Source organism: Streptomyces griseorubiginosus (assembly GCF_017614965.1).
In the GTDB taxonomy this organism is placed as follows: Bacteria; Actinomycetota; Actinomycetes; order Streptomycetales; family Streptomycetaceae; genus Streptomyces; species Streptomyces griseorubiginosus_B.
This window is the reverse complement of sequence record NZ_WVUG01000055.1, coordinates 14,894-36,711: the sequence shown is the minus strand read 5'-3', so window position 1 is coordinate 36,711 and position 21,818 is coordinate 14,894. Positions and strand designations below refer to the sequence as shown.

The following is a 21,818-nucleotide window of genomic DNA, read 5'->3' as shown; positions in this document are numbered from 1 at the left end:
GCTCCGGTGCGAAGGACGACCGCCCCTTCCACGACCGGGCCCCGGCGTCCCACGCCTCCCCGCTGTTGGGATAGACGACGACGGGCTTGCCGGTGACCCGGGCGGCGATCTCGACCGCGCCGTCGACGTCGCCGGGCGCGCAGCAGTTCACCCCCACCGCGACGATCTCCTCCGCCTCGGCCGCCAGGGCGAACGCCTCCTCCAACGGCTGCCCGGCGCGGGTCCGGTCGCCGTCCACGGTGTACGACAGCCAGGCCGGCACCTCCAGCCCCCGTACCGCCCGTACCAGCGCCCGCGCCTCGTCGGCGTCCGGAACCGTTTCCAGCGCGAGCACATCGGGGCGGGCCCCGGCGAGCACCTCCAGCCGGGGCCGGTGGAAGGCCTCCAGCTCGGCCACGCTCAGCCCGTACCGCCCCCGGTACTCGGAACCGTCCGCCAGCATCGCCCCGTACGGTCCCACCGAAGCGGCGACCCACAGCGGCCGCGTCACCCCCTTCGCCTGTGCCCGCCGGGCCGCCTCGCGCGCCAACTCCACGCTCAGCGCGATGAGTTCGGCCGCTCGTCGCCGGTCGACGCCGCGCTTGGCGAAGCCCTCGAAGGTGGCCTGGTAGCTGGAGGTGATGGCCACGTCCGCGCCGGCCTCGAAGTAGGCGAGATGCGCCTCGGTGATGGCCTCGGGCCGCTCCGCGAGCAGCCGGGCCGACCACAGCTCGTCGCTCAGGTCGTGCCCGGCGGACTCGAGCTGGTTGGACATGCCGCCGTCGAGCACGACGGGGCCGGCGGCGAGGGCCGCGGCGAGGGTGGTGTCGCTGGTCATGCCCTTGACGGTAGTCGAGGCGGAGCCGGAACCCGCACTCGATTGTGTCCACTCAATGAACAGAATGACCATCATGTGGGATGCCGGGTTACGATCACGGCCCTCCCCGTCCCCGCTCCACCCCTGGAACAGCCATGACCGCCACCAGCTCGCCCGAGGCCGACGCGCCCCAGCCGCCCCAGCCGTCCGAGAAGTCCTCGTCCCCCGCGCCCGAGCCGTCCGAGAAGTCCTCGTCCGCCGCGCCGGAGCCGTCCCTGCCGTCCGAGGCGGCTCCCGCATCCGCCCCGCGCCGACGGAGTTTCGGCCTGGCCGCGGCCACCGCGCTGGTGATGGGAAACATCATCGGCGGCGGCATCTTCGCGCTGCCCGCCGCCGTCGCCCCGTACGGAACGGTCAGTCTGGTGGCCTTCGTCGTGCTGTCGGTCGCCGCGGTGCTGCTCGCCCTGCTCTTCGGCAGCCTCGCCCGCCGCAGCCCGGTCACCGGCGGCCTCTACGTCTACCCCCGCGACGCCTTCGGCCCCTTCGCCGGGTTCCTGTCGGCCTGGTCGTACTGGACGATGTGCTGGGTCAGCATCGCGGCCCTCGCCACCGCGGTCGTCGGATACGTCGACGTCCTGATCCCCCTGCACGGGAACCACGTTCTGGAGGCGGTCGTCGCCCTCGCCGCGCTGTGGCTGCCGGCCGCCGCGAACTTCGCCGGCACGCGCTGGGTCGGCGCGGTGCAGATCGTCTCGACGGTCCTGAAGTTCGTGCCGCTGCTCCTGGTGGCCACCATCGGCCTGTTCTTCGTGCGCGCGGACAACTTCGGCCCCTTCAACGCCTCTCACGACAGTGCGCCGGGCGCGATCGCCGCCGCGGCCGCCCTGCTTCTCTACAGCTTCCTCGGTGTCGAGTCGGCCGCGGTCAGCGCGGGCGAGGTGACGGACCCCGGGCGCACCGTCGGCCGCGCGAGCGTCCTGGGCACCCTGGCCTCCGCCGTCGTCTACATCCTCGGCACCATCGCCGTCTTCGGCCTCGTCCCGCACGAGAAGCTGGTCGACTCCGGGGCGCCCTTCGCCGACGCCGTGAACGCGATCACCGGCGGCTCCTGGGGCGGCACCGCGATCGCCCTGGTCGCCGTCGCCTCGATCACCGGCTGCCTCAACGGGTGGATCCTGCTGGCCGCGCAGATGCCGTACGCCGCCGCGCGCGACGGTCTGTTCCCGGAACCGTTCGCCCGCGTCGGCAAGGGCGGCGTCCCCGGTTTCGGCGTCTGGGCGGTGGCGGTCCTCGGCACCATCCTGATCGCCCTGAACTACACGGCGGGTCCCGACACCACCTTCCGGGTCCTGGTCCTCATCACCACGTTCACCGGCTGCGTCCCCTATCTCCTCTCGGCCGCCGCCCAGCTCTACTGGCTGGCCCGGGGCACGCGGGCCCGCGTCCGCCCTGCGGGTCTCGTCCGCGATCTCCTGGTGGCGGCGCTCTCCTTCGCCTTCTCCTTCTGGCTGATCGCGGGAGCCGGTTACGCGGCCGTCTACCAGGGCGTGCTGTTCCTCTTCGCCGGGATCCCGGTGTACGTGTGGCTGCGCGGCCGGCAGAAGGAGGAGGCCCCGGCCCCGGCCCCGGAAGCGGCCCGGATCCAGCCTTGAGGCAGGCTCCGAGCGGACGGTGAGTCTCACACCGCAAGGAGCCGCGGCGAACGGTTCGGGCGACCCCCCGGCCCGCGGCGAACGGCTCGGGCGGCTCCGGCGACCTGCGGGCGAACTCCGGCGCCCCGCGGCCCCGCGCCCCCTACCCCTGCGCCGCGTGCCGTCCGCCTCTCCGCCGGCCCTCGCGCCGCTTCAGCGCGGGCACCACGAGCCCGACGAGCAACCCGACCGCCAGCGCGTACGGCCACCAACCCAGCCCGCTGCTCGCGGGGTTGGCGGTGCGAGGAACGGAGGCCACCGACGGGCCGGACGGACTGATCGAGCGCGCCGCGGGCGAATGCCCGGCGGAGCTCACGGCGGACAGGACGACGTCGTTGCCGTCGCCGCCCCGGTAGCCGATCCGATACGTCGTGTCGGCGAGTTCGAGCCGTGCGCCTTCCTTCAGGCCTGCGAACGTGCCGAGGGTCTGCGACTTCCCCGTGTTCTCCAGCACCGTGATCTCCCGGGCGGGAGCGGACCAGGCGGCCGCCATATCCAGGTCCCCGGCGAGCCGGACGGCACCGCCCACCTTCAACACGACGCCCTCGCTGGTCACGGCCCCCTTCACCGTGCCCCTGCCGCTCAGCGAGGTCACCACCCGCCCCTGCCGTTGCCGTGACCGGGGGAGTGTGAAGTCGCTGCCCCTGGTGAGGACCAGCGTCCCGTCGCCGCGCACGTCGGCGGTGACGTCACGGGGTCCGGCGGCCGAGGCGGGGCCCGCCGTGGAGAGCAGGGCGGCGATCGCCACCAGAGCTCCGGCGGCGGCTGCTGTCTTGGGGATATGGCTGTGCACGTGGGTGGAGACGGCGGGGTGGAGCGGCGATAACAGAAAACCGGCGCTCCGGCGGACCGTGTCGAAAGCGCTTCCTGTCCGTCGCGTCAGACCCGTTGACCTCCCCGTTCCACACCCTTACCTTTTCGGCGTTCGTCATGACAGATGTTGTTTGACATCTCGAACACCCCCGAGAGGCAAGCCGTATGAGCCGCGATGACGACGTGCCCGCAGACCCCCATCCCCCCCCCCGCCGACTGATGCTGAAGGGAGCCGCCCTGGCCGCGGGCGCCCTCGCGGCGACCCCCACCCCGGCCACCGCCGCGCCGAACGGGCAGGCCGCCCCGTTCGTGAATCCGCTCGTCCGGCAGCGCGCCGACCCGTACATCCACCGCCATGCCGACGGCTTCTACTACTTCACGGCGACGGTCCCCGAGTACGACCGGATCGTCCTGCGCCGTTCCCGCACCCTCGACGGGCTCGCGACGGCCGCCGAGTCGGCCATCTGGGCCAGGCACGCCACCGGTGCGATGGGCGCGCACATCTGGGCGCCGGAGATCCACCGCATCGGCGGCAAGTGGTACGTCTACTTCGCCTCCGCGCCCGCCGAAAGCGTCTGGGACATCCGCATCTGGGTCCTGGAGAACGCCGGTGCCGATCCGTTCAAGGGGACCTGGGTGGAGAAGGGACAGGTGAGAACGGCCTGGGAAACCTTCTCCCTCGACGCCACCACCTTCAGTCACCGCGGAACGCGCTATCTCGTCTGGGCCCAGCACGAGCCCGGCATGGACAACAACACCGCCCTGTGGCTGTCCCGGATGGCGAACCCCTGGACCCTGACGGGGCCCCAAGTAAGGCTGTCCACCCCGGAGTTCGACTGGGAGTGCGTCGGCTACAAGGTCAACGAGGGCCCGGCCGTCCTCGCCCGAAACGGCCGGCTCTTCCTGTCCTACTCGGCGTCCGCCACCGACCACCACTACTGCATGGGCCTGCTGACGGCCGACGCGCACGCCGACCTCATGGACCCCGCGAACTGGTCCAAGTCCCCGGTCCCGGTCTTCACCAGCAACGACACGACGAAGCAGTACGGCCCCGGCCACAACTGCTTCACGGTCGCCGAGGACGGCCGCAGCGACGTGCTCGTCTACCACGCGCGCCCGTACAAGGAGATCACCGGCGACCCCCTGGACGACCCCAACCGCCACACCCGGATCCAGCGGCTCGACTGGAACCCGGACGGCACCCCCCACTTCGGCATCCCCGTGGCCGACACGGCGGCCGACTCCGTGAAGGAGAGTGTGTGAGATGAGACGTGCGTACGCGGTCCTGCTCGCCCTGTGCCTGGGCCTGTCCGCTGCCCTCGCCACCGCCGGCCCCGCCCAGGCGGCCGCCCAGACGATCACCAACGGCACCCGGTTCACCGACACTTCGGGCGCCGCCGTCCACGCGCACGGCGGGGGCGTCATCAAGGTCGGCTCCTACTACTACTGGTTCGGCGAGGACCGCAACGCCGACAACACCTTCCGGTACGTGGACGCCTACCGCTCCACCGACCTGAAGAACTGGGAGTTCAGGAACCACGTCCTGACCCAGTCCTCCGCCACCGAACTGGGCACCGCCTACATCGAGCGCCCGAAGGTCGTCTACAACGCTTCCACCGGCAAGTTCGTGATGTGGATGCACAAGGAGAACGGCGTCGACTACAGCGAGGCCCGTGCCGCCGTCGCCGTCTCCGACACCGTCGACGGGAACTACACCTACCAGGGCAGTTTCCAGCCGCTGGGCCAGTACATGTCCCGTGACCTCACGACGTTCGTCGACACCGACGGAACCGCGTACATGGTCTCGGCGGCCAACGAGAACTACGACCTGCACATCTACCGGCTCACCGCCGACTACACGGCCATCGCCGGCCTGGTCGCCAACCCCTGGCCCGGCGGCCACCGTGAGGCCCCGGCCCTGTTCAAACGGGGCGGCGTCTACTTCATGCTGACCTCGGGCGCGACCGGCTGGAGCGCCAACCAGCAGCAGTACGCCACCGCCACCAGCCTCTCCGGCCCCTGGACCTCCTGGACCAACGTCGGCGACTCCACGGCCTACAACTCCCAGACCGCCTACGTCCTGACGGTCACCGGCACCTCGGGCACCTCGTACCTCTACATGGGCGACCGGTGGGGCAACTCCTTCGGCGGCACGGTCAACGACTCCCGCTACGTCTGGCTGCCGCTGTCCTTCCCCACCTCCACCTCGATGTCCATGTCCTGGTACCCCGAGGTCACCGTCGACACCACCGCCGGCACGATCAGCGGGACGAGCGCCACGTACAACACGCTCGTCGCCCGGCACAGCGGCAAGTGCGCGGACGTGGCGAACCAGTCCCTGTGGCAGGGCGTCGCCATCAGCCAGTACACCTGCAACGGCGGCACCAACCAGAAGTGGTGGTTCAAGGACCTCGGGACCGGCTACTACGAGCTGATGGGCCGCGGCAGCTCCCTGTGCCTGCAGGAGAACGCCGCCGACGTCACCCAGGAGAACTGCACCGGCGCCACCGCCCAGCAGTGGTCGGTCGTCACCTCGGGCTCCTATGTGAACATCAAGGCCCGCGCCAGTGGTGAGTGCCTGGACGTGTCCGGCGCGTCCACCGCCAACTCCGCCGCGATCATCACCTACACCTGCAACGGAGGCACCAACCAGCAGTGGACGCGCGGCACCTGACGTCAGATCAGCAGATCGATCGCGTCGATCGACGTGCCCGCGCTCAGATAGGAGGTCGACCCCGAGCCGCTCGCCACGTAGATCTTCAGCGTGTTGTAGGCACTGGCGTCCGTCAGCCAGGCGGACGCGGGCACGCTGTAGGTGAACGTGTGGTTGTTGCCCCGGTAGGAGCCCACGGTCAGCGACCGGGTGCTCGGCTGGGCGGGCGGCGAGGGGACGGCGGAGGTCCAGGTGTCGTTGACGACGACCTGCGGCCGGCCGTTGGCATAGGCCGTCGTCACCCCGATCCGCAGGGTGTGCGCCGCGGCGGCCTGGGCGGCGGTCAGCTTGAAGTAGACGACGATGCCGCTGTTGACGTCCTTCCACAGATAGCAGGGGAACGCGGACGTCTCACCGCCGCTGCCGATCACCACGTTGCCGGTCCAGGAGGCGGCACGGACGTCGGACGGATGCGCGTACGTCATCAGGTCGGCGTTCTTGAACCCGCTCGGCGAGCCGTTCCAGTCGCCGATGCGCCAGATCGCGCTCGCGTTGCTCGGGTCGTTCGAGGACGGGACGGCGATGGTGTTGAGCGTGGTCGTGCCGCCCGCGGTGACCACCACCGAGCCGCTGTAGACGGCCAGTTCGCCCTTGTAGACGGTCAGCGTGTACGTCCCCGGCAGCACACCCGGAAGGGAGAAGTAGCCGTCGGAGGAGCGCGCCGAACCCCAGTACTGCGCGGCCGAGTTGGCGAGGCCCACGGTGTACGGGTACGCCGTGTCGCGTCCGGTGATCCCGACGCCGGCGACCTTTCCGCGTCCGCTCGCGGGCACGTACCCGGAGATGCCGAGCGAATCCGCCCAGGCCGTAGTGATGTTGGCGTGGTGGAGCGACGACGAGGGCGCGCCGCCGTCGGTGAAGGCGATGACGTAGGGGCCCTGGAGGCCGAAGCGCTGGGACTCCGTCTGGTTCTCGCCGTAGTAGAGGATCTCGTAGAGGCCGCCGCCGTCGGCGCTCTGGTGGCGCAGCAGGGAGCGGTAGAAGGGGCCGCCGGACGCCTTCTCGTGGTTGGAGCGGACCATGTACAGGCCGACGCTTCCCGTCGTCCAGCCGATGTATTCGTAGTCGATGACCCGCAGCCTGGAGTAGTGCTTGGAGCGGGTCTGGCCGTCGGACTTGGCGAAGACGTCCGAGGCTTCGACGGTGCTCGTCGTGTACGTGTAGCTGTCGGGTTCGTCGTTGAGGAACATCCCGGCTTTGACGCGCACGATGTAACGGGTCGCGGAAACCGAGTCGTCGGCCTTGTCGGTCCACAGATAGGCGTTGTTCTCGCCGCTGCGGGCCGCGTAGTAGTGCCGAAGCGTGCCGTAGGTGACGGAGACCAGGATGGTCGGGCCGGACTGAGCGATCGTCACCGTCGAGGTGCCGAGGCCGGATTCGATGTGGGAGTTCTTGCCGCCGTACCCCTGGTACTCCGTGCCCTTGTAGACGAGCGAGGTCAGGTCGCCGTTGGTCTTGCTGACCTTGAAGACCAGGCTCGCGCCGGTGTCGACGACGTAGTGGGAGCCGTCGTCGCTCCAGCCGAAGCCGGCGGCGGACGCGGAGCCGGCGAGCGGACCGGCGAGGGCGGCGGCGGACGCGGTGGCCGCGGTGCCGAGGACGAAGGTGCGGCGGCCGACCGGTCTGTTCGCGGTTTCGGACATGGGGGTGCCTCCTTCATGAGCCGTGGGGGTGCGAGTGCTTGGCAGGGTGACAGTTGAATCGATTTCGCGAAAGGGCTTTCACCTGATGGAGGTTGGCAGTCATGTGAAATCGCTCCAAGGGCTAGAAAGCGCTTGCCAGTGGCGGTACGGTCCAGCGGCCAGGCTCTGTCGTTCCGGTCGTTCTACGGAGGGATTCGCGAATGAGACGTTTCAAGCCGACCGTGCTGGCGGCCCTGACCCTCGGCGCCGGACTGACCGCCACGCCGGCCCAGGCCCACGAGGCGACACAGCCCGTCGGCCTGGATCACTGCACCGCCACCGCCTGCCACTTCGACGTGCCGCCCGGCGCCTACGACGTGACCGTCCTGCTCGGCGGCGAGGCCGCGTCCAGCACCGGCATCAGCGGCGAGACCCGCCGCTCCCTGCTCCCCGAGACGCCCGCCGCGGCCGGCGAGCGCGTGGCCCGCAGCTTCACCGTGAACGTCCGTACACCGGAGGGCGAGCCGACCGGCCCGGACGGAACGCCCGGCCTGGACCTGGCCCTTGGCGGCTCGGCCCCCGCCCTGGCGGGCATTCGCGTCACCCCGGCGGCCCGGCACACCCGCCAGATCCTCCTCGTCGGCGACTCCACGGTCTGCGACCAGCCCGCCGACCCGTACTCCGGCTGGGGCCAGCAGCTCCCGCGGTTCCTCCGCAAGGGCGTGTCGGTGGCCAACTACGCGGATTCCGGCGAGAGTACGGTCACGTACCTGGGGAACCCGCAGCTGTGGGGGACGGTGCGACCCCTGATCCGCCCCGGTGACCTGGTACTGATCCAGCTGGCGCACAACGACAAGACGACCGACGAGGCGACCTACCGGGCCAACCTGGAGACGCTCGTGGCCGGGGTGCGGGACAGGGGCGGAAAGCCGGTCCTGGTGACGCCGATCGTGCGGCGGTGGTTCAATGCGGACGGCACCTTGAACAACAACACAGCGCTGCTGGTCAATGGTCTCGGTGTGGATCATCCCGCGGTCATCCGGTCGGTGGCGGCCGCGGAGCACGTACCGTTGATCGATCTGACCGCGAGGACGAAGGCGCTGGTGGAGTCCCTGGGTGTCGAGGGCTCCAAAGCGATCTACCTCTACAACGAGAAGAAGGACAACACCCACACCTCCGCATACGGTGCGACGGTGTACGCGGGTCTTGTCCGTGACGGACTTCTCGCCCAGCACCTGGTGCCGAAGGGCCTGGTGCGGGCGGGATGAACGCCTGGGGCGTCTCGACCGGAACCGGGGCGCCCCAGGTCTTCCCTCCGGGTGATCCGGAATTCCCTGAGAGAGAGCCGATGCACCTGCCTGTCGCCGACGTCACCCTGAGCCCGCGCACCGGTTGCACCCGAGCCCACTGGGAGGCGGCCGCCGACGCCCTGCTCGCCGCGGTCGAGCCGTACGCGGCCGAGGGCGGCGCGCTCTACCACCTTCCCGGTGACCGCCAGAGCTGGTCGGGCCGGCTCTCCGACGGCCTCGAGGGGTACGCCCGGACGCTCCTCCTCGCGGCCTTCCGCCGAGACGAGAGCGCTCTCCAGCGCTACGCCGAGGGCCTCGCGGCCGGCACCGCGGGCGTCTGGCCCCGCATCGAGGACCGCGGCCAGCCCCTGGTCGAGGCAGCTTCCATCGCCCTCGCCCTGCGCCTGACCCGCCCGCTGCTGTGGGACCGGCTGGACGACGGGGTACGACAGCGGGCGGCGGCCTGGCTCGGCGACGCGCTGACCGCCGAGGCATGGCCGTGCAACTGGGAACTGTTTCCCGTGACGGTGGGCGGATTCCTCGACGAGATCGGTCACGAGACGGTGGCCTCCCGCAAGGCGATCGACCGCGGCCTGGAACGCATCGAGGACTGGTACCTCGGAGACGGCTGGTACACCGACGGGGACGGCCGCAAGTTCGACTACTACAACGGCTGGGCGATGCACCTCTACCCGATGCTGCACGCGTGGCTCGCCGACGACGAACGCCTGCTCGACCTCTACGGCGGCAGACTCTCGCGCCATCTGGAGGACTACGCCCGTCTCTTCGGCGGCGACGGCGCGCCGATGCACCAGGGCCGTTCCCTGACCTACCGTTTCGCCACCACGGCACCGCTGTGGCTCGGCGCGCTGACGGACCGGACGCCCCTCGCCCCCGGGGAGACGCGCAGGCTCGCCTCGGGCGCGCTGAAGTACTTCCTGGAACGGGGAGCCGTGGACGACCGAGGTCTTCTCACCCTCGGCTGGCACGGCCCCGACCCGGCCGTCCTGCAAGGGTATTCGGGCCCCGCCTCGCCGTACTGGGCCGCCAAGGGCTTCCTCGGCCTCCTCCTGCCGCCCGACCACCCGGTGTGGACGGCGACGGAGGAACCGGGACCCGCCGAGCGCGGGGACGCGACTACACCGATCGTCCCGCCCAACTGGCTTGTGCAGTCGACCGCTTCGGACGGCCTGGTGCGCCTTCACAACCACGGCAGCGAGGACGTCCGCTACGACCCGTACTACACGCGCCTCGCGTACTCGACGGCGACGGCGCCCTCCCCGTCGTACGACAACAGCGTGATCATCGGCGACCACCCGGGCCGGACCGAGATCGAGCCGTTGGGCGTGGGCGACGGATGGGCGGCGTCACGGCATCTCGCCGGCGCGGGCGCCCGGGTCACCAGTGTGGTGCTGGTGCGAGGGGCCGTGGAGGTGCGGGCGTTCAGAGTCACCGGTGCGGGACCGGGGACGCCGGTCCGGGTGACGGGATGGACGGCGGAAGAGGAAGGGCTGCGAGCCGAACTCCTCCCGGCCGTCGGCCTGTCGGACACCCTCACCGGGATCACCGGCGACGAGGCCACGCTCTTCGTGGCCCTGGCGCGGCTCACCGGGCAGGCGAATCCTGTGCCGTTGGGGGAGACGGTGTCCGTGGAGCCCTACGGGGCAGGGGAGTTGGCCGTGCGGTGGACTGACGGACCGGAGGTGCGGGTCCTGTTCGACGACCCGGGGAGCGGGGTCAGCGTCTGGACGAGCCGTTCGGCGAACGCGGCCGGGTGTTGGGCGACGCCGACGTGACCGCCGGGGAACTCGACGAAGCGGCTGCCGGTGTGGTTGGCGAGGAACTCGGCTGTCCGATAGAGCAGTTGACCCCCCGAGTCGGAACCGGCGGCAAGGGTGAGACGGCTGCGGGAGTCGGTGAGGGCGGCCAGGTCGGGGGGATAGGAGGTGAACTGGCGCAGGACGTGAGCGAGGAAGAGGGCCATGGGGTTCCTCAACTCCTCGTCTCTGGACAAGGGGTGGCCGCCGACCGGATCCGGCGACGGCTCCTGTCCCGTCAGCGCGGCGTTCAGCCGTGTCGCCGCCGCCTGCAGGCCCGCCGCGCGGTAAGTGTCGTACACCGCCCGGAACATGGCCCGGTGCCGGAGACCGTCGGGCAGTACCCCCACGCACGGCGGCTCGTGCGCGACGACGTGCCGCAGCCGTTCCGGACGGCGGGCGAGCAGGTCGAGGGCCACGATGCCGCCGGAGCTGGTGCCGAGGACGTAGGCCGACTCGCCTTCGGGCAGGACCGCTTCGAGGACCCGGTGTGCCCCCTCGCTCCACTCCTCGACCCGTTGGTCCTCCACCGGCTCCCCGAGCCGTCCATGGGCGAGGCCGAGGGGGTCGTACGTGACGACGGTGAACCGGTCGGCGAGCGCGTCGGTCAGCGGACCGAGGCCCATGGGGTGCCCGGCGCCACCGGGGATGATCAGAAGTACGGGGCCGCTGCCGCGTACGTCGTGGTGCGGCTCAGTCATCGTCCTGCCGTCCTTCCCCCGGCCAGTGCCGACGTGCGATGTGGAGAGCGTCCACGGCCTGCCTCGTGATCGCCGGGGTGGCGCTGTTCACTCCGGTGCGGCGGTCGGGGTGACCCGCCTGAGGCGGGCCGTCAGCCGTTGACGCCCGTGTAGTGGTTCAGGCTCCAGCGCCACAGGAGGCGGGACGCGAGGTAGGCGAGGACGCCGATGAGGGGGGAGGCGGCCGCCAGCCAGTAGGGGACGCCCGTGTCGTGGCCGTGGCCGGTGAGGACGGCCGCCGGGAAGTAGGCGACGAACGCCAGCGGGATGCCGAAGGTGAGGAAGCCGCCCACCGCCTTGGGCAGGACGTTGAGCGGGTAGCTGCCGAAGGTGCCCAGCAGCTCCTCCAGCCAGCGGCTCCAGTAGTCGGCCGTGGGGAAACGCAGGGACGCGCTGGCCACCGCGGTGAACAGGGCGGCCTCCAGCAGCATGCCGCCGACGAGACAGACGACGAGGTACGTGACGCGGCCTGCGTTCCAGTCGAGGTGGCTGCGGGACAGCGCACCGGCCATCAGCCCCGTGGCCACGGTCAGGTCACCGATCGCGTTGGTGGGGAAGTACTGCAGCTGCACCTGCCGGTGGACCGGCATGGGCCGCAGCAGATAGACGTCGATCTGCCCCTCCTGGATGAACCGGCCGATGCCGTGCATCCGGCCCAGGACCAGGACGAACAGCCCGTGCGCCAGCATCCGCGTCGCCGGGATCAGCAGCACGTCGGAGCTGTCCCAGCCGCCCATCCCGGTGAACCGGGTCAGCAGCACGGTCGCGAACACGATCACCGACACCTGCCAGATCGCGCCGATCGCGACCATCAGAAGGAACTCGGTGCGGTACTCCAGCTGGGAGCGGAAGTTGAGGCGCGTGACGCGCCAGGCGATCTTGACGGCGTTCATCGACCTCAGCCTCCCTGGGAGATGACCCGGCGGGCGGCCCGCCGCCACAGGAACCGGGTGAACAGATGGAGCAGCACGACCCAGCCGGCCTGGATCGCCAACTGCAGCGGCGCGTCGGACAGTTCGATGCGGCCGACGTACAGGGACAGCGGTACGTTGAGCGTCGCCTGGAAGGGCAGGAAGGTGCTCAGGGTGCGGAACCAGGCGGGGAAGAACCACAGGGGGGCGTAGACCCCGGACATCAGGTTCTGCGCGAAGATCAGGATGAGCATGGCGGCGCTGTTGCGCACGGTCCAGAAGCACATCTGGTCCAGCAGGAGCATGACGTGGTACAGCACGAGCTGCCCGAGCAGCATGCTGAGCACGAACACCCCGCCCACGGCGGCCGATCCGGGCGGCTGGACCACCCCGGCGGCGAGGCACACCACGTATCCGGCGAGCGCCCACGCGGCCCCGTAGACCTGCTCACCGAGGGCGCGCAGGGCATGGTAGCGGGCGGGCGACAGCGGGCGCAGATACCAGTAGACGATGGTGCCGAAGTGCATGTGCTGGATGACCGTGTCCCGGCCCGCGTACTGGTCCAACTCCCGCAGCCGGGACGCGAGTACGGCCAGCACGGCGTACGTGACGGCCTGCTCGCGGCTCATCCCGGCGGAGACCGTCGTGCGGTCGTACAGGCCGTTCCACAGGGAGGCGACCAGCACCACCTGGACGATCAGCCGGACCAGCACGGCCGTCATCCGGGGCGGGGCGTGCAGCTCGCCGAGCGGGGTGACGCGGGCGGCGCGCCAGGCGTGCAGGACGGCCACCGTCAGGCCCCTTCCGCGCCGGGACCGGCGTGGACGTACGCGGCACGCATCACGTCCTCCAGGTCCGCCTCGTCGATGGCGATGCCCGTCACCTCGTACCGCTCGATGACCGCCTTGAGCGCCTGGTGGACGGTGGGCGCGTCGGGTCCGTCCGGACCGAACACGACCTGCGGGCCCTCCTGCCGCAGCAGAGTGATGCCGGGCGGCGGTACGACGTCGGTGTGCGCGTCGGCGAGGGTGGCCCGCACCTGCCAGGTCGAGCCGTACTTGCGGCGGATCTCGTCGAGGGTGCCGTCCAGGACCAGCCGCCCGTGGTTGACGAGGACGACCCGCTCGGCGAGCCGCTCGACCTCCGTCATGTCGTGCGTGGTCAACAGGACGGTACGGCCCCGCTGTTCGACCTGGTGGCGCAGGAACTCGCGGACCTGCTCCTTGACCACCACGTCCATGCCGATGGTCGGCTCGTCGAGGAAGACCACCGGCGGGTCGTGCAGCAGCGCCGCGGCCAGGTCGCAGCGCACCCGCTGGCCCAGGGAGAGATGACGCACCCGGGTGTCCCAGAAGGAGGACAGTTCGAGGATGTCGTCGAACTCCTTCAGACGCGCGGCGTGTTCGGCCCCGGGCACCTCGTAGATGTCGCGCAGGATCGCGAACGACTCCCGCACCGGCAGGTCCCACCACAGCTGGGTGCGCTGCCCGAAGACCGCGCCGATGTTGCGTGCGTTGCGTTCCCGGTCCTCGTACGGCACCACGCCCGCCACCCGGGCCTCGCCGGAGGTGGGGGTGAGGATGCCGGTGAGCATCTTGATGGTGGTGGACTTGCCGGCGCCGTTCGGGCCGAGCAGGGCGAGGAGTTCGCCGGGTGCCACGTCGAAGGAGATGTCGGAGACGGCGTGCTTGACGGCCCGTTCCGGGTTGACGAGGGATCTGAGGGCGCCGGTGAAACCGGGCCGGCGGACGGTGGTGTGGAACGAGCGGGAGAGGGAGCGGACCTCGATGCTGCCGATCACTCGACGGACCTCCGGGTGAGCTGGATCAGCCGTACGGTTGCCGCGAGGGAGGCGGCGGAGAGCGCGGTCAGCAGCCAGGGGACCGCATGGATGCCCCAGGTCTCGATGCCCACGCCCAGCAGGGGCGGCGCCGCCACCCCGCCGGCCATCGACGCGGCGATGACCCAGGCACCGGCGCGCCTCGCCTGGGGAAGGGCCCTGTTCAGCCAGGGCAGACCGGTCGGAAAGACCGGCGCGATGAACAACCCAACACCGGCGTAGGCCACCGGCGCCAGTCCTTTTGCCGGTGCCAGCAGCAGGCACACGGTCATGCCGGCCGCGCAGACGGTGAGGATGCGTTCGGGGGAGTGGCGCAGGGCGACGGGGACGACGAGGAAGCGGCCCGCCGTCATCATCAGCCAGTACACCGAGGTCGCCGACGCGGCGACGGTCGCGCCGTAGCCGACGGTCTCCAGATGGGTGGGCTCCCAGCCGCCGACACCGGCCTCGACGGCGACGTTGAGGACGTAGAGGGCGAGGAAGCCGAGGAGGATCCGCGGGAGCCCGAGCCGGCCCTTCGCGGGAACCGGTTCCTCCGTGCCCGTCACCGGGGTGCGGACGCCGCTCGACCCCGCGACCACCAGCAGCGCCGCGAGCGCCGCGCACGCCCCGAAGGCGTACGTGTACGCGTCCCGGCCCAGCCACGCCACCACCACCGGTCCGAGCACCGCGCCGATGCCGAAGTGGGCGTTGAGCACGTTCAGCATGGCCGTGGAGCGGTCGCCGAAACCGACGGCGAAGAGCTGGTTGAGGCCGTAGTCGATACCGCCGAAGCCGAGGCCCGCGAGGAAGGCGGCGGCCAGGGCCGGCGGCCAGCCGGGGGCGAGCGCGAAGCCCGCGGCGCCCAGTGCCATCAGGCCGTAACTCGCCGCCAGCAGCGCTCTGTTGCTGATCCGGGAGTGGATCGCGTTGAAGGCGAGGACGCCCGCCACGCCCCCCGTGAAGTGCAGGCTCAGACCGAGCCCGGCGCCCGCCGGGGACAGACCGAACTCGGCGCGCAGACCCGGCACGGCCGGACCGTAGAGCGCCTGGAGCATCCCGATGAGGACGAACCCGGCGCAGGACGCGGCCGTGGCCGACCGTGTGAACAGCCGGCCCGGCGCGGGCGTCCTCAGGACCGTCTCGCTCACCTGACCTCCGACCTTGGGCAGGCCGGAGCCATGTCGACCCGGCGCGGCGCAACAGTATGGGCTACTGGGGTGAATCGGCAACGGGTTAAAACATGGGGTGTATAAAGTCAGTCGCCCAGGACATCCCGCACGAAAGCGTTGGCGAACTTGCCCTGCGGATCGAGCGAGCGGGCCAGCTCCCGGAAGTCGCCGAGCCGGGGGTAGCGCTCGCGCAGCACCGACGCGGGAACGGTGAAGACCTTCCCCCAGTGCGGCCGCGCGTCGAAGCCCTCCAGCGCCTCCTCGACCCGCCGCACCACCGGCAGCACCGCCGCCGTGTCCTCGACCCAGGTGAAGTGCAGCGCCACGGTGTCCCGCCCGTACGCCGGGCTCAGCCACTGTGCGTCGGCGGCCACCGTGCGCACCTCGCAGATCTGCAGCACCGGCGCGACCGTCGTACGGACCGCGTCCAGGGCGCGCAGCGCGTCCAGGGCGTACCGCCTCGGCAGCAGGTACTCCGACTGCAGTTCGGCGCCGCTGCTCGGCGTGAACTCGGCCCGGAAGTGCGGAAGCCGCTCGTGCCAGGGCCCCGGCACCCCGAACTGCTCCGTGCAGTTGACCGCGGGCATCCCCGGCACCGGGTGCAGCTTCTCGGTCGCGGGTGCGGCCCACGGGAAGTCCGTCAGCGGCTGGTCGGCGCGCCGCTTGAGCCACACCTGCCGGAAACCGGGCGCCCGCCAGTCGGTGAACAGGCTCACGCTGTACGCCGACGCCGCCACCTTCTCGAAGTCCAGCCCCTCCAGCGGCAGTTCGGTGAAGACGCGCTGCTCGACCTCGTACGACGGCTCCAGGTCCAGGGTGAGCGCGGTGACCACGCCCAGCGCGCCCAGAGAGGTCACCGCCCCCTCGAACCCCTCGTCGCCGCGCCCGATGGTGACCAGGGACCCGTCGGCCGTGACGATCTCCACCTCGCGCACGGGCGCCGCGAGCGACCCGTTGCCGACCCCCGAGCCATGGGTGCCGGTGGCGACCGAGCCGGCCACCGAGATGTGCGGCAGGGAGGCCATGTTGGGCAGGGCCAGCCCGTGCGCGTACACGATCCGGGCGAGTTCCGCGTACCGCACGCCGCCCGAGACGCGTACCGTCCCGGCGGTGGTGTCGACGTCGATCACCGGGGGCAGGTCCGCGACCGTCAGCAGGACGCCCTCGGGGCCCGGCTCGGCGATCTCGTTGAAGGAGTGCCCGCTGCCCAGCACGCGCACCTTCGCGCTGCGCGCCACGAGATCCCTGATCCCGTCCAGCGAGTAGGGGCGGTGCAGCTCCTTGGCGGTGTAGGTGATGTTTCCCGCCCAGTTGGTGACCGTGGTCGTCATCTGTGTCGTCCCTCCCGGAGAGTGCCCATGCGTTGACCCTCTCATTTGCCGCCGCCTAGCCCCGGACTTCGCGGGTCACCGTTTCAGGTCTGTGGCCAGCGGGTCTGTCCGATGTCGGTGTCAAGGAGGTCGAGGAGGTGGAGTTGGACGCCGCGGGTGACCTGGACGGTGGGCGGGTCGGTGACGTTGCCGATCCGCAGAGTGAGTTCGCCGAGGTGGTAGAAGATCATGCGGCCGGTGGGGCGGACGCGGCGGTTGTCGGGGTAGAGACCGCTCATGGTCTGCTCGGGGCCCAGCGCCCGTCTGACCTGCCGTTCGATGAGGCAGAAGACCAGCAGGGCCAGGCAGATGACCTGGATCAGGGCGGCGACGCGCCGGTTGTGCTGCACGAAGACCGGCGCGACCGCGAGTGGGCCCTTGAAGTCGTGGTAGCGGCGTTCGACCGCGCCCTGACCCTTGTAGTGGATCAGGGCCTGCCCGGCGTCTGCCTGGTCGGCGGGGACGGACGTCAGCAGTGCGTACCAGCCGTCGACAGCGGCTTCGGCGTCCAGCACGCCGGTGTCGAAGTGCCAGGCCAGGACCGGGGTTCCGCTGCCGCTGTCGGTGACGGTCCAGCGCAGACACGAGGTGACACGCCGCTTGGCGGCGATGACACCGATCCGGGCGACGATCTTCTCCCGGGTCCTGTAGTGGCGTCCGCCGGCCGCAGCGGTGAGCTTGTTCAGGTCCTCGGCGGCCTTGGCCAGGCGTTTGTCCCGGGCGGCTTGCTGACCGGCCGCGTTCGCGGTGGAGTGGACCAGGATCCGCCGCACGGTCAGCGGCGGATCGCTCTTGCGGGGCCCGCTCAGGGTGTGGGTGTCTTCCAGCACGCGGTAGGTCTCGCGCCGCTCGGCGGGCTTGCCCGCCTCCCGGTTGGGCGTCCAGTCCACGACGGTGGCCTGCGCGGGATCGAGAGCGGCATAGACCTCGTCCTTGACCTGCGCGGCCGGGGCCGGGGCGATGAACTCAACCCCGGCCGCCAGCAGGGCACGGATGTTGGAGTAGGACACCAGCTTGGAGTCGGCAACCATCAGGAAGTCGCGCTCACCGGCCATGGCCCGCAGGTCCTTCATCGCGCCGACGACCTGGCTGACCTCGGCCGCACCACCACCGAAGACCCGGGCATGGAGCGGGATGCCGCCGTCGGCCGACACCGCGAGGCCGGCCTGGACCTGCTTCAGGTCCAAGCGCCGGTCCTTGGGATGCCCGTAGCCGATGACGGGGAAGTCCTCGTCCTGGCTCTCAACCGGGAAGGCGCCGTGCACGGACATGCTGGTCATGTCCCAGTGCATCCGGGCCACGTCGATCCCGAACTCGCCGATCGCCCGCGCCCCGACCGTCCCCGCGATGTGCTCCAGGTGCGGAGCGATCGCATCCAGTGCCCTGGCCAGACGATCATCGTTGAGCAGACCGGGCTCGATCCCGAAGACCTCCTCCACCGCCCAGCACCTGGCCCAGTCCTCCACCCGCACCAACGGCGCGGGCGAGGTCAGCCGGTTGGCCACCAACGCCTCGATCACCTGCCCGTGCGTCACCAGCGCACTCGCACCGCCCGGACACACCGCATCGACGATCCCGGCGACATCCAGCCGGCGCAGAAACTCGGCAGCGACAGGCAGAGCGCCCAGACGCTTCTCCACGACGGACGTCACCGCCACATCAAAACGCTGACGCTGAGACCGTGGCCGCGGGGACCGGGAAGTCATCGACACACCCGATCCAACGCCCCCACCCCGGCCCGGGACACCCCCAGGCCGGCCACACCATACGAATCAACGACCCGCGAAGTTCGGGCCTAGCGTAGATACCGGTTTCCACCGCCCGTCCCCGAGCCGGAAGGCCCTTCGTTGCCCGAGCGTCCCCACGCGCTGTTCGCCATGACGGCCGAGAACGTCCCGCGGGTGTTTCCGCCGGAGGTGCTGGCACGGCTCCAGGAGTCGGTGGACATCGACCCCGGACTGGTCGCCGAGGACTTCGCCGACCCCCGGGTGCGGAAGGTCCTCGTCGGCACGGACGTCCTCGTCACCGGCTGGGGCTGCCCCGTGCTGGACGCCGCCGCCCTCGACGCGGCCCCCGGGCTGCGCGCGGTCCTGCACTCGGCCGGCTCGGTCAAGGGCTTCGTGACGCCCGAGGTGTGGCGGCGCGGCATCGCGGTCTCCTCGGCCGCCGCCGCCAACGCGATCCCGGTCGCCGAGTACACGCTCGCGGCGATCCTGCTCGCCGGGAAGGACGCCTTCACGGCCCGGGACCGGCTGCGCGCCGGGCACGCCTTTCCCGGCTGGGAGTTCGTACCCGGCATCGGCAACCACGGCCGCCGGGTCGGCGTCGTCGGCGCCTCCCGCGTCGGCCGCCGCCTGCTGGACCTCCTGCGCCCCTTCGACCTGCGGGCGAGCCTCGCCGACCCGTACGTCGACGAGGCCCGCGCCGCCGCGCTGGGCGTACCGCTGCTTCAGCTGGACGACCTGCTGCGCACCTCGGACATCGTGACGCTGCACGCCCCCGAGACCGCCGGGACCCGGCACATGATCGGGCGGCGCGAGCTGGCGCTGATGCCCGACGGGGCGGTACTGATCAACACGGCACGCGGCGGCCTGGTCGACCACGACGCCCTGATCGCGGAACTGCGCACCGGCCGTCTCTCCGCGGTCCTCGACGTCACCGACCCCGAGCCCCTGCCGGCCGGCTCGCCCCTCTACGAGCTCCCCAACGCGTTCGTCACCCCCCACCTGGCGGGATCCCAGGGCAACGAGGTGGCCCGTCTCGGCCGGACGGTGGCGGAGGAGGCGGCGCGCTTCGTCGCCGGGGAGGAACTGGCGTACGCGGTCGATCCGGGGGCGCTGGAGCGGGAGGCATGAGGGGGGTGTGCGGCCGCCACTGCTTGCTGCGGATTCCGTTGCCGTGACGCCTTACATCCGCTGTTTTCGGCTTCCCGTAGCGTTTTCCCGGCGATATCAGTAGCGTGCGGCTCCATGGCCCACGATCCATCGCCCAACCGGACCGACCTGCCCGCCGACCTGCCCACAGCCCTGCCCTCGACCCTGCCCGTGACCGACCTCACCCGGCACCGGCGTCTGCGCGAGCAGGGGAGTGTGGAGCGGGCCGATCTCGACGCGATCCTCGACGCCGGGTTCGTCTGTCATCTGGGGGTCGTGGTCGAGGGGCGGCCGCTGGTCGTGCCCACCGTCTACGGCCGGGACGAGCGGCAGCTCTACCTCCACGGCTCGGTGGCCGGCCGCAGCCTCGCGGGCGGTACGCCCGTGTGCGTCACCGTCACCCATGTCGACGGACTGGTGCTGGCCCGCTCGGTCTTCGAACACGGCGTCAACTACCGCAGCGCGATGATCCACGGCGTGGCCCGCAGGGTCACCGACCCGGAGGAGAAACTGGCGGGCCTGCACCGGCTCACGGAGCACGCGGCGCCGGGCCAGTGGTCGTACGCCCGGGGCCCGAACCGCAAGGAACTCGCCGCCACCACCCTCCTCGCGCTCTCCCTGGAGGAGGCGTCGGTGAAGATCCGCACGGGTGCGCCGGACGACGGTGACGGACCGGACGCCGAGCTGGGCCTGTGGGCCGGAACCCTGCCGTTGACTTCGTTCTGGGGCGCGCCCGTGCCCGACCCGCTGCTCCCGCCGAACACCCCCGTACCGGGACACATCGCGCGCCGTGCGGGGACCCGGCACGGCTGACGCGCGGGCGAAGGCATACCGTGAGGAGTCGAACGCCGGAGCCGGGAGGAGAGATCGGGATGGGCAGCCGTACCGCGCTGGTCGAGGATCTGATGGAGCGGTTCCCGCAGGTACCGCGGGAAGCCGTCTTCAAGGAGGACCTGCTGCGAGGGGGCGTCGCCTTCGACCCGTCCGCCCTCAGCGACAACGAGAGCGGCGAGGTGAAGCCGAAGTCGTACTTCATCTTCTCCTTCGACCACGGCACCCTGCCGGAGCTCGGCGAGGCCGCGCTGCGCCGGCCGCCGGAGGAGATCATCCTCACCGGAGGGCCGTACGACCTGCGGCGCACGGTGGTGTCCGTGCGGGTGAACCCGTCCTCGCCCTACCGTGTCGCCGCCGACGAGGAGGGCATGCTCGGGCTCTACCTCGACGGAAAACGCATCTCCGACGTCGGTGTGCCGCCCATGCCGGAGTACTACCGGCACACCCTCTCCAACGGGAAGTCCGTCATGGAGGTCGCCCCGACGATCCAGTGGGGCTATCTGATCTACCTCACCGTTTTCCGCGTCTGCCAGTACTTCGGCGCCAAGGAGGAGTGCCAGTACTGCGACATCAACCACAACTGGCGCCAGCACAAGGCCGCCGGGCGCCCGTACACCGGGGTGAAGGACGTCGAGGAGGTGCTGGAGGCCCTCGAGATCATCGACCGGTACGACACCCAGAAGGCCTCCACCGCCTACACCCTCACCGGCGGTGCCATCACGAAGACGGTCGCGGGACGCGACGAGGCCGACTTCTACGGGCACTACGCCAAGGCCATCGAGGAGCGCTTCCCGGGCCGCTGGATCGGCAAGGTGGTCGCCCAGGCGCTGCCGCGCGACGACGTACAGCGGTTCAAGGACTACGGGGTGCAGATCTACCACCCCAACTACGAGGTGTGGGACCGCCGGCTGTTCGAGCTGTACTGCCCCGGCAAGGAGCGCTACGTCGGCCGCGACGAGTGGCACAAGCGCATCCTGGACTCGGCGGAGGTCTTCGGCGCGCGCAACGTCATCCCCAACTTCGTGGCGGGCGTGGAGATGGCGGAGCCCTTCGGTTTCACCACCGTCGACGAGGCCATCGCCTCCACGACCGAGGGGCTGCGCTTCTTCATGTCGCACGGCATCACGCCCCGCTTCACCACCTGGTGCCCCGAGCCGACCACCCCGCTCGGCAAGGCCAACCCCCAGGGCGCGCCGCTGGAGTACCACATCCGGCTGCTGCAGGCCTACCGCCAGACCATGGACGACTTCGGTCTCTCCTCGCCCCCCGGCTACGGCCCGCCCGGACCCGGCCGCGCCGTCTTCTCGGTGAGCTCCTTCATGGACAGCCTGCCCGCGCAGGAGCCGGCCGAGGTGTAA

The 21,818-nt window shown here is 70.9% G+C and carries 17 protein-coding genes and 1 pseudogene; 8 read left to right on the top strand and 10 right to left on the bottom strand.

Features of this window, described 5'->3' with window-relative positions:
• Positions 1 to 817, bottom strand: an 817-nt coding sequence (gene mmuM, locus GRC12_RS13740; RefSeq protein WP_208779519.1) for a homocysteine S-methyltransferase, incomplete at its 3' end; no start/stop codon positions are given.
• A 134-nt stretch (positions 818 to 951) separates the two neighbouring features.
• On the opposite strand from mmuM, the gene GRC12_RS13735 reads away from it, so the two are divergent.
• Entirely contained in the window at positions 952 to 2,448 is a 1,497-nt protein-coding gene (locus GRC12_RS13735; protein ID WP_208779518.1) for an APC family permease, read from the top strand.
• Between the two features lie 142 nt (positions 2,449 to 2,590).
• Here GRC12_RS13735 and GRC12_RS13730 read toward each other — a convergent pair whose 3' ends face one another.
• Complete coding sequence (locus GRC12_RS13730; RefSeq protein WP_208779517.1) at positions 2,591 to 3,235, bottom strand: hypothetical protein; 645 nt, start codon at positions 3,233 to 3,235, stop codon at positions 2,591 to 2,593.
• Positions 3,236 to 3,465: 230 nt separating this feature from the next.
• Here GRC12_RS13730 and GRC12_RS13725 point away from each other — a divergent pair, with 230 nt between their 5' ends.
• A complete protein-coding gene (locus tag GRC12_RS13725; RefSeq protein WP_208779516.1) occupies positions 3,466 to 4,563 on the top strand; it encodes a glycoside hydrolase family 43 protein in 1,098 nt (365 codons plus the stop codon).
• 1 nt (position 4,564) lies between these two features.
• Positions 4,565 to 5,974 carry an RICIN domain-containing protein gene (locus GRC12_RS13720; RefSeq protein WP_208779515.1) on the top strand — a complete coding sequence of 470 codons (1,410 nt, stop codon included), beginning with the start codon at positions 4,565 to 4,567 and terminating at the stop codon, positions 5,972 to 5,974.
• 2 nt (positions 5,975 to 5,976) lie between these two features.
• On the opposite strand, the gene GRC12_RS13715 is transcribed toward GRC12_RS13720, so the two are convergent.
• The gene (locus GRC12_RS13715; RefSeq protein ID WP_208779514.1) at positions 5,977 to 7,656 is read right to left on the bottom strand and encodes a rhamnogalacturonan lyase B N-terminal domain-containing protein; all 1,680 of its coding nucleotides are present in this window, start codon (positions 7,654 to 7,656) and stop codon (positions 5,977 to 5,979) included.
• 200 nt (positions 7,657 to 7,856) lie between these two features.
• Here GRC12_RS13715 and GRC12_RS13710 point away from each other — a divergent pair, with 200 nt between their 5' ends.
• Entirely contained in the window at positions 7,857 to 8,903 is a 1,047-nt protein-coding gene (locus tag GRC12_RS13710) for a rhamnogalacturonan acetylesterase (protein ID WP_208779513.1), read from the top strand.
• 80 nt (positions 8,904 to 8,983) lie between these two features.
• The gene (locus tag GRC12_RS13705) at positions 8,984 to 10,720 is read left to right on the top strand and encodes a DUF2264 domain-containing protein (RefSeq protein ID WP_244372757.1); all 1,737 of its coding nucleotides are present in this window, start codon (positions 8,984 to 8,986) and stop codon (positions 10,718 to 10,720) included.
• On the opposite strand, the pseudogene GRC12_RS13700 reads toward GRC12_RS13705, so the two are convergent.
• From GRC12_RS13700 to GRC12_RS13670, 7 genes and pseudogenes are all read right to left on the bottom strand, one after another.
• A pseudogene (locus GRC12_RS13700) lies at positions 10,663 to 11,442 on the bottom strand (alpha/beta fold hydrolase); the annotation flags it as partial. The gene GRC12_RS13705 and the pseudogene GRC12_RS13700 sit on opposite strands and share 58 nt — an antisense overlap.
• 131 nt (positions 11,443 to 11,573) lie before the next feature.
• On the bottom strand, positions 11,574 to 12,374 hold the full coding sequence (locus GRC12_RS13695) for an ABC transporter permease (RefSeq protein WP_208779511.1): 801 nt from the start codon (positions 12,372 to 12,374) through the stop codon (positions 11,574 to 11,576).
• 5 nt (positions 12,375 to 12,379) lie between these two features.
• The gene (locus tag GRC12_RS13690) at positions 12,380 to 13,183 is read right to left on the bottom strand and encodes an ABC transporter permease (RefSeq protein WP_208779510.1); all 804 of its coding nucleotides are present in this window, start codon (positions 13,181 to 13,183) and stop codon (positions 12,380 to 12,382) included.
• Positions 13,184 to 13,185: 2 nt separating this feature from the next.
• Positions 13,186 to 14,193, bottom strand: coding sequence for an ABC transporter ATP-binding protein (locus GRC12_RS13685; RefSeq protein ID WP_208779509.1), 1,008 nt, complete (start codon positions 14,191 to 14,193; stop codon positions 13,186 to 13,188).
• Positions 14,190 to 15,269: an MFS transporter gene (locus GRC12_RS13680; protein WP_439959884.1), complete on the bottom strand. Its 1,080-nt coding sequence runs from the start codon at positions 15,267 to 15,269 to the stop codon at positions 14,190 to 14,192. Before GRC12_RS13680 ends, GRC12_RS13685 begins: the two co-directional genes overlap by 4 nt.
• A 200-nt stretch (positions 15,270 to 15,469) precedes the next feature.
• A complete protein-coding gene (locus GRC12_RS13675; RefSeq protein ID WP_208779508.1) occupies positions 15,470 to 16,714 on the bottom strand; it encodes a D-arabinono-1,4-lactone oxidase in 1,245 nt (414 codons plus the stop codon).
• Positions 16,715 to 16,797: 83 nt separating this feature from the next.
• Positions 16,798 to 18,405, bottom strand: a complete 1,608-nt coding sequence (locus GRC12_RS13670) for an IS1634 family transposase (protein WP_208779507.1) — start codon at positions 18,403 to 18,405, stop codon at positions 16,798 to 16,800.
• A 195-nt stretch (positions 18,406 to 18,600) separates the two neighbouring features.
• Here GRC12_RS13670 and GRC12_RS13665 point away from each other — a divergent pair, with 195 nt between their 5' ends.
• The 3 genes from GRC12_RS13665 (at position 18,601) to GRC12_RS13655 (ending at position 21,818) form a co-directional block, all read left to right on the top strand.
• The gene (locus GRC12_RS13665; RefSeq protein WP_208779506.1) at positions 18,601 to 19,608 is read left to right on the top strand and encodes a hydroxyacid dehydrogenase; all 1,008 of its coding nucleotides are present in this window, start codon (positions 18,601 to 18,603) and stop codon (positions 19,606 to 19,608) included.
• Between the two features lie 114 nt (positions 19,609 to 19,722).
• A complete protein-coding gene (locus GRC12_RS13660) occupies positions 19,723 to 20,439 on the top strand; it encodes a pyridoxamine 5'-phosphate oxidase family protein (RefSeq protein WP_208779505.1) in 717 nt (238 codons plus the stop codon).
• Positions 20,440 to 20,498: 59 nt separating this feature from the next.
• On the top strand, positions 20,499 to 21,818 hold the full coding sequence (locus GRC12_RS13655) for a radical SAM protein (protein WP_208779504.1): 1,320 nt from the start codon (positions 20,499 to 20,501) through the stop codon (positions 21,816 to 21,818).